The organism is Salinimicrobium profundisediminis (assembly GCF_026241755.1).
Lineage (GTDB): Bacteria > Bacteroidota > Bacteroidia > Flavobacteriales > Flavobacteriaceae > Salinimicrobium > Salinimicrobium profundisediminis.
On the sequence record NZ_JAPJDA010000027.1, the window covers coordinates 44,642 to 53,986 of the forward strand.

The 9,345-nt window shown below is 37.0% G+C and carries 2 protein-coding genes; both read right to left on the reverse strand.

Annotation, left to right across the window (positions count from 1 at the left end; genetic code table 11):
* Positions 1–5: 5 nt before the first annotated feature.
* Positions 6–4,265 (reverse strand): DUF6443 domain-containing protein, encoded by a 4,260-nt coding sequence (locus OQ279_RS14970; protein WP_266070816.1) that lies wholly within the window; start codon positions 4,263–4,265, stop codon positions 6–8.
* A 1-nt stretch (position 4,266) separates the two neighbouring features.
* Positions 4,267–7,653, reverse strand: coding sequence for a hypothetical protein (locus OQ279_RS14975; protein WP_266070817.1), 3,387 nt, complete (start codon positions 7,651–7,653; stop codon positions 4,267–4,269).
* Between the last annotated feature and the right edge of the window lie 1,692 nt (positions 7,654–9,345).

Consider the following 9,345-nt stretch of genomic DNA (forward strand, 5'->3'; position numbering starts at 1 on the left):
TGGTTCTATATTCCTTTTCTTAGCATATTCCAATCTCTTGCCATATAACTCCTATAGGTTCCTCGACCTTGGAACCTCCCACGGTAGTTTTGGCTAAATCTTTTCACAAATTCTTGGAAACTCATATTTTTGAAAGGATTAGCTGATACAGAAGAATGATGATTCCCCGTTGTTAGTGCTGTCGTTCCTTCGCGCGCTCTAGCCAAAGAACCTTTATTTGTTCTTAGACCTAAATATCTGGGCTGCACTGAACTACTAATACTTTCTGGTCCGCCCATCAAGTCAAGTTGCATACCAGCAAAGGCGGCATAAGTAGCGAGTCTTGCATTCCGCTCACCTCCAACATAATTTATATAATTGTGGGCAGTAATAGGTTGATACCAACCAGTCCTTTCTCTACGTCGCAATTCTCTCGAAATAGGATCGCTGCCCCCTCCGCTTAAAATATTATTTCTCATTTCATAATCCTCTCTGGTATATAAATAGTCTGTTTTACGTTGATAATAAGCCACTTCATTTTGTAATTTGTGCTGAGACAGCTCTGTCATTCTTGATGCACCTGTAGATTTTTTATGAACGATTGTAGCATTGGAGAGGGGGAGCCCCTCGTTGTAGCTATCGAAAAAAGCAATATCTTCTCTTATAAAGTTCTGTAGGCCTTTGTTTGAAACATCTGATCCCTCCTGATTAATATAACCCAAGAGTCGAGCAATTTCATCTTCATCAGTGGTTGTATAGCCTCCGTTTACACTCTCCCAAAGACCCGTTGGATCAGAAAAAAAGATCGGATTATTAAACCCGAAACGGTAGGGAGTGTAATCTTGTGCCTGTTCTGCTAACTCGTCTATTACGTTGAACCTTCCAATAGCAGGATCGTACTGTCTGAAGGTCATTTCAAGAACATTCAGACCCAGAGTCTCATTAAGCTCCTGTCCATTATAATTGAAGTAATTGATGTGAACACCATTCACTACATTATTATATCCTTTATGCTCTAATCCAAAAGGGTAATAATTGTTCTCTTCAGAAATAACTAAACTTGGAGAACTCGCAGTTCCATTGTTAGAATAGCTCAACCTAATATTCCCTAAGTGGTCTTTATACTGGTAATGATATTTATAAGTCCCGGACACGTTTTCTACATAACCTTCAGGATGATTAAAGAACTGCAGGGTAGGATTATTTGATCCTTCTTTCTTGTAGATATAATTTCCCGCGTAATCTGTAGTTGTTGTTCCGACCACTTTTCGTTGTTTTACTCCTGTCGCATCGTAAATATAGGAAATTGTTCCGCTACCTATATTCACAGATTTAGGTAAATTCAGGTGGTTGTAGGTGATGCCATTAGTGGTGGAGGCACCAATACCTTTGTTCAGGTCTTTAAGCATATTTCCATTCCCGTCGTAAGTATATTCATTGGTTGTATTGATTCCATCCTTAAATCCATCTACATCTCCTGATGTATCTGTAACCCGGCGAAGTCGGTTACTCACTTCAGAATTGTGATAATTATAGGTAAGGTTATCCATAGTACCTCCCGATTTGGTTCGAATGAGAGATTTAATATTTCCATTTTTATCATAAGTGATTCCGGACACATTGTAATCGGCAACCTGTTCACTAAATAAGCTTCCCGTAGAATTTCCTCTTCTAAAATTCCCGGCTGTAATTCGGTATAAATGATCATATTGGTAAGCATACCCACGCTTCCTCTGGCTATAGGTGTCTTGGTTGTTTGCCGTGCGCCAGATGGTTTCACTTATGTTGCCATTGTAAAGAGGTTGGACGCCACCAATCCCCATCTCGGTGGTATTATAATTGAGTTGAAACGCGAAAAGATCATCCCCCAATGTGCCGGGATTGTTAATTTGTTTGAGCCAGCCACGAACATTGTAGGTGTAGTCAACATTCTGCAGCCCTATACCGTTTTCAACACCTCCCACTTGTTTCTGCACCATTTGTCCCAGCTCATCATAGGTGTTGCGCGCAATAAGTTCGGTGGCATTCGAATTTACCTTCTGCTTTTGCTCGAGCAGTCTGCCCATGTGGTCATAATGGAAAGTATCTGTGGTGGTAATAGTGGTTTGTCCGGATTTACTATGGGTGGTTTTGTTCAGTTTTACCTTTCCTGTAAAATCAAGGTCGCTTTCCACCAGGTCTGTGGTTCCCAGATAGGAATTTACAGATTTGGTCCAGACTGCTCTTCCCTTCGCCTCATAAGCCGTCACAGTAGTGATCCAGTTAGAGGTATCCAGCACACGCACCTTGCTCACTGTTGGTAAACCTTTAGTGGCAGTGCTGATAGTTTCACCAACGGTACTGGCGGAAGGAACTACTATTCCTACCTGTGCAGAGGAAGTGAGATAGGTATCGTAATAGTTCTCGGTGTGGACCTCGCTAATATATGTTTTTGGATAGGCAGTATTTGTATAATAAATGGAAGTCCCTCCTAATGTCAGAGCACCTCCTCTATTTTCAAATTGAGGAGTGTAAGCATCTGCCTCTGCTTGTAGAGTCGTACGGCTCACTGTTCTTGTCACCAGCCCAGTATAAGCCACTCTTCCAAAAGCATCATATTTGGTGAACAGCCATTTGCCCTGCGCTTTGAGATTTTGATCCTGAGTCATAATAGGCTGATCCAGGTTGTTATAGACAATCGACTCCCAATTTGTCGCAGTTCCTTTGCCAGGTAGCTTTTTTTCAATAAGCCTATTCCTTCCGTCATACCTGTATTGATAACATAATTCGGCAAGCTCTGTTGCTGAAATACCATCTGAAGTCACCACTTTCGGAGGAATGACGTATGTAAGATTACCATAGTCATCATATACATAATAAGTGTCGTGAGGCGCCCCTGCATTATAGGTTCTTTTTAGCACTACCCTTCCCTGCTTATCTTTAAATTCTTCTGTGGTATGATCCAATCCTGAAGTAGGAGTCCAGTTTTCATCCTTGGTAATGTTCTTGTAAAGTTCTCCTGCCGCGTAATGTGTCGGAGAAGAATTGTCCAGCAATGGGACATTCGAACTCGATAAGTTTACCCGATACAATCGTACTTCATTCAGGGTATTTGTCAGATATTCAAATTTTACAGTATGGTCACCATCGCTAGTTTTATTCACCTTCCATGCTGCTCCCGGTGCTCCCTGCTCTACTACACGATTTAAGGGTGAGGCTTCAAAATGTTTTTCAGAATAAGGGTTAGGATTAGTACTGCTCAGCTCCACTCCATATGTAGAAAGATAATAACTATTGGTAGCAGTAACAGCATCACTTCGATAAATACCAGATGAAGAACCTCCAACAGCATAAGGAAGATAATCCTTATCCTGCCTCCCGTAATTATCATAACCTATATGAGTGACGATATCTTGATATCCCGTACCTCCCGACTGCTTTATCCCCACATGCTGCATCGGACGGCCAAGCCCATCATAATAAGTAATTTCCTCTATCACATCATCTGGCGTCGGATCTTCCGGTGAGGTCGTAAATTCCCTCTTATACATCCGGGTAAAGACATAATTCTCATCCGAAAAATCACCTGTCCCTATAGCATCGGGGCATCCATTCACAGACCCTGCAGTTGTTGGACATTGATCATCACTATTTGAAACATAATTTGCCGGTTTAGAACAAGCACTTTTGGAAATAGAAGGATCACCAAATCCATCCCCGTCATTGTCAGAATACCACAATGAACTCTGATTGATGATATAGGTTACTGAACGTGAACCACTCCATAAGTGACTACCGTTATCTCGCGCCCGAAGATAATATTTTGTCCCAGTGGTTCTGTTTATACTTAAACCGCTACTTGATGTACTAGTCCCGGTGCTGCTACTTTGCCAATACCACGTTACTCCTGATGGAGGAGAATTACGGGTTAACTTAGTATAACCACAATAATTTGTTACAATAATGGCAGACGGAGTCGAAGGTGGAGAAGCATTGCAATTATCCCATACCAAGGGTTCGGTATCATCACAATCCAGATTGTTAGAAACATATCCAGTAGGTTTAGTTGAACTTTGAGTAGACATATTAGGATTTCCGTAACCATCACGATCAATATCACGAAACCACGTATAACTATTACCTCCTCCGCCAGGCTCACCAGGTGGGGGTTCTATTGGCTCCACCATCATTAAATGTAATTCATTAGTGCCTGCTTCAGAATTATTCGATTTTTCCTCCTTTTGTTCTTGACCAACTACAGGAAAGGCAAAAAAACATGCCAATATAAGAATTAATGCTCTTTTCATCTTAATTCTGTGTTTTATAGTGATAACCGTATTCTGAAATAATATTTTGATCCTGATCTTTAATAAATTCCAAACGATTAAAAGCATCGTATTCATAGTAGGTAGTTAGTCCCTTTGGATCGGTAGTACTTCTTAATCCAACCAATGGTTCATAGGTATAGGTGGTAATTAGTGCCTGGGGTAGTTTATTGTCACTACGGAGATTATTAATAATACCAACATTACTCTCATTGTAATCATTTAAACTACTAATACTTATACCTATTGCAGAAGCAATATCAGAATAACTGGCATTTTCAATCTTTGCTACTGGGTATTGTCCATTGTAACCCCATATATAAGAAATTTTGGAGCCATCAGCTTTTGAGACTTCAATATGATTTCCATAAATATCATAATTTGTATATAAAATACGATCCTCCAGAAGATTACCGTTTTTTGAAACCTGAACAGTAGTTGGAAGGGTAAGAGAACTATTAGAAAACCGTTTAAAGATCGTCCTGCTTCTAGATAACAAAGTCTCATTTTTATATTTTTCTACTTGGACAGGTATCGCTGTTTTAAAGTCTGCATCACTTCCGTTTAAACCTTTCTTCTTTAGATTAATTAGGGGTAGATATTCAGTAGAATAATCAAGTGGTTCTCCAAGGGAGTTTACGTTAACAACATCATGGGGGTAATAGTTTTTGGTTTTAATATGATTTCCCTGACTATCTATAGAAGAAATAATAGATGGCAGTAGATTTTGTTCATTGTATTCATACAAAACTTTGGTAACAATTGGATCTCCATTTGTTGAATTATATGAATATTCAGTAAGGGATGTTAAAGGCTCCCATCGTGAGAAAATGGGATAATAATGAAATCTTCCATTACCATACCATGTCGAAGAACCAAAAGGATTATATCCATCTTGAAAAACACTACTAATAATCACCTCATCCAACCTGGTGTATTCATAGAATTTTTCATGAATTTTTTTATTGCCATCACTAATTGAGGTACTTTTCAGTTTTCCATCTAAATAGAATTCTATGCTACTTGGAATAAATTCCTGACTAATTGGGGTAGCATAATTAATATTAACATTGTTATGATAATTATATGTAGTTGTACCATTTTCCCCGTTAATACCATTCTTTTCAATGATTTTCGAATATCCTACATGACTGTTTTGAGAAAGACTTAAATTATTATGAAACGATGATGAAAATCGTATAGTGTTATAACATCCTGATGCAGGAGTTCCGTAAAACATCGTCCAATATCTATTCGGAACCTTAAGAACTCCATAACTCAAATCTTTTTGTCCTTCAGGTGTATTAACCTTATAACCATATTCGTAGGTCTTAATCATTTGCCCCTCATTTGACTCAACTTCTGAGTGGATTATTTTCTTAACCCTAAGACCACCAGTGTATTTTTTATCAATTTTCTTTTTTATTCGGCACTTAAAGGTGAGATAGGCAGACTGATTATTGTCCATCTCCGGAATGTTGAAGCTTAAATCAATAGGCCCAGTTATATTATCAGGTAAATTAGTATCTGTGAAGGAATAACCACCACTATTTGGTGTCACATTGGCATAATAACGTTTGGAATAATTAGAACTATTAAATTCCGCCCACATATTGTTATTAAAAATAATAGGTGAACCTGTACTCGTAATAACAAAACTTACTTCCGCGTTAGAAACTCCCTGGGAATCGGAGGGCAAATTGAAGGGCATAGAAATGCTGGAGTATTCTGAATCCAACTGTCCCTTTCGTGAAATTTTTCTTATATCTTGAGTATAATCTACAAAAACCGCATCGGTGCTATTAGTAGCATACTCATTTGCTTCAAATTCAAAAGAAGTACTTCCGCCAGTAGGATAGGTTATTTTGTGAAGAATGTTTGCTCCAATCACTGTAGGATTTGTTTCCCTATTGCTTCCTCTAATTCTATAAGTACGTTCTGTACTAAATTGCAGTGGAGGATTGCATCCTATTGGAGAGTTATTACTATCTGAGATTAATTTAAGTTGATTATATGGTAGAGGACCTTCAAAGGAGGGTATTAAATTAGAGTTTGCCCTTCCATTGTAGTAGCCCCAATGATCTTGACTAAAAGAGTCTTTATTTGGTAAATTAATTGCAGAATATTCAAACTGATACTTTCTTTCCTCAAGTCCTGATTTTTCGGTTATTTTATTTAATCTAAGCCTTTTTCTGTAGTAACTATATTCCTCTGTAGGTAGATTTTCCATATATCCTTTAAGGGAATTATTACTCTCAAAATAATCAGTTTCAAATTCAAATTCTCTGATTACCTTATTGTGGTTATTATAAATACCAATAGTTTTTAAACTTTTTCCATCCTTAAGGTCCTCCCTAGATAAGCTGTTAGCATTTAAAACTAAATAACCATTATCCCATTCGATTCTTTTTAAATAAAGCTTTTGTGTCCTGATATCAGAAAAATTCTTTTGATCAATAAAAAATGTAAAATCTTGGTCTCCGCCGCGTACAGTGGATACCTCCCCATATGACTTTTGCCATGAAGGGAAAGTGTCTTGAGAATAATAAAATTTAAGTTCTCTTTTATTTGGTGAAATATATTTTGTAATATACCAAGAGCCATTAACCTCTTTTCCATAGTAATTTTTGGAGGTCTCTTTTTTTTCAAAGAAGTATTGAGAACCATCATTCTTTCTTACCATCCAGCCACCTTCTGTTTTTCTGATCTCCAAATCTTTTTTATCAAGAAAATGTATATTCTTTTCCTGATCCAAAACAAATTTGCCTTGTAAATCCATAAAATTAATAGCATAGATGTCAGGTTCCCAATCAAAGAGCCCTCCAATGTAGTGACTGTAATCTACTATCTGACCATCAACTTGAGCCAAATTAGAGCGTCCGCTACTTATTGCAGGTGCTCTTTCACCGGATCCATTAAAATTATTCCCTCCCGGTACATTATAGCAATCAACTGTGTTTCCTAAACTCCCTCCGCTACAGTTGTCAACAATATCAATAATTTTGGGAGAACTATGGTACGGGCTTGTTTGGTCAGCAACACTTCCAATAAAGTCCTCAACCCCCTTTACAGTTCTTGTAATAGCACCATTAATAGTAAGTGTCCATCCCAATCCAACCCAACTAGCTTCTTCTGAAACTTTAAATCCTCCAGCATGATAATTTAAACCTATTGGAAGTTCAATGTCTCCTGATTTAATTGTGTAAAGAGGCAAAAATATCTCCGGCACACCAGTAAAATTTCCTAAGGGATACTCGCTATACTTGCTTAAGGCTGCTGCGTCTGGTGTTTGCGGCACAACTTGAGGTAACTCCTGGCTATGCAAAACAATTGAGAAAATCAGAAACGAATAAATAATTATATTCTTCATGTTATTTTGGCTTATATTAATACGATTTTATAGATGCACAACTACATTAAAGGCAACTCACACGGCAACGAAAAAATTAAAAGCTCTGAATATCAGGTCTCAAAAATACTTTATGACCTTCTTTCCATAATTATGGTTTACCTTACAGGATGTATGGTTGATATTCAGATTAGATAATCGTTGCCTATAGATTTAAAATTAACATTGAAAAAAGCTATTTTTATCATAATAGCTACGTTTACTAGCCGGTAGATCCGAGCGTGAATTCCCTCTTGGCTGTGATTGACCTTCTACGGGAGTGATCTGATGTGAAGTTATTCTGGTAGACACATTTGGATACAAAACTTTCTTTATAATCGCTAACTTTTAGTATCAATTTTCTGAATTACAAAAAAGACTGCTGTTAGCTTTCTTAAATCATTTTTTTTGGCTGTTAAATCATCCGGGGTAAGTCCAAGCAGAATTTGAATGGAAAACGTACTCAAATTTGAGGCATTTATTGACCCGGCAAGACTCGGGTTTTTCCCTCTTATGATAAAATCAGCACAAACAAAAATTTTTTTTGATATGTCTAAACTTTATGTTTTGCCAGTCGATACAGATTTATTCCAAATTAAAAGACAATAAAAACTATTTTATAGTGTCCCTAATACCATTACTAGTAACTACTGCAAAACCATATTCAGGGTTATTTCCTTCATGCATTGAATGGTCGTTCAAGAGATTTTCTTACTTTTTTCGAATTCAGCAACAGTCCTGCAACTGAAGTTACACCCTACAGATGTTAAAACTAGAAGACGTTTAAAAAAATGGTCCATATGGTAGAATTAAAATTAAACCATCAGTAAAGTTAAAATAAGGTTAAAGGTCACAAATTCGGTTACACTATAAATCCAAGACTTGGGAGGATACAGAAATAGAGTGGTTTCTGAGTTTCTGGATAGTTCCTCTTTAACGGGTATATGATACGAATGAACTTCTAGGTTATATAACTGGTTAATTTACAATGTATCCTGTTTCAGATATAGGTTACTGTAAGTCAACAATAACAAAATAAAGCATTTTCTACCCATGGGATGGATTCTGGATTCGCCAAACAAATGAACCTTTTTGCACTCCTAAAACTTCGAAAAAGTTTAAAGGGCAATAACAATTTATATCGCCCTATTGCTTTAATTAATTGATTTTAAATAGTTAAATTTGTTTCATGACGAAAGGGATCCATTAGAAGAAGGTTCACAATTCGGTCAACAAAATTAGGAAAGATCTTAAAACCCCTGTAAAAACAGGTGTTTTGAAGTGGGTTCATGATCCTGTCGAGGTCACTATATCTACTTCAACAAACCCTGTAAATCAATGATTTACAGGGTTTGTTATTTTTTGTTAATATTAATTGTATTAATCTCCACATCCAAATGGGACCAGGTTAACAAATTGCACCAAGAATTTTTTTGATCCCTCTATAGCTGATTTTCTAAAGATTAGTTGAATATTTTATGTTTACAACCTCGCACCTAAGTGATAAGCACGTGTCCAAATTTAATTTGAATACATCATTTGTAGGATTTTAACTTCATTAACGTTTTTTTAGGTTTTTTTTTGCGGATCTGTTTTAGCTCATTTCTTTCCGAAAAATGTCCCAAAAATTTTAATAATGAAGAACAACTACATCTTGAAATTTATATTATTTTC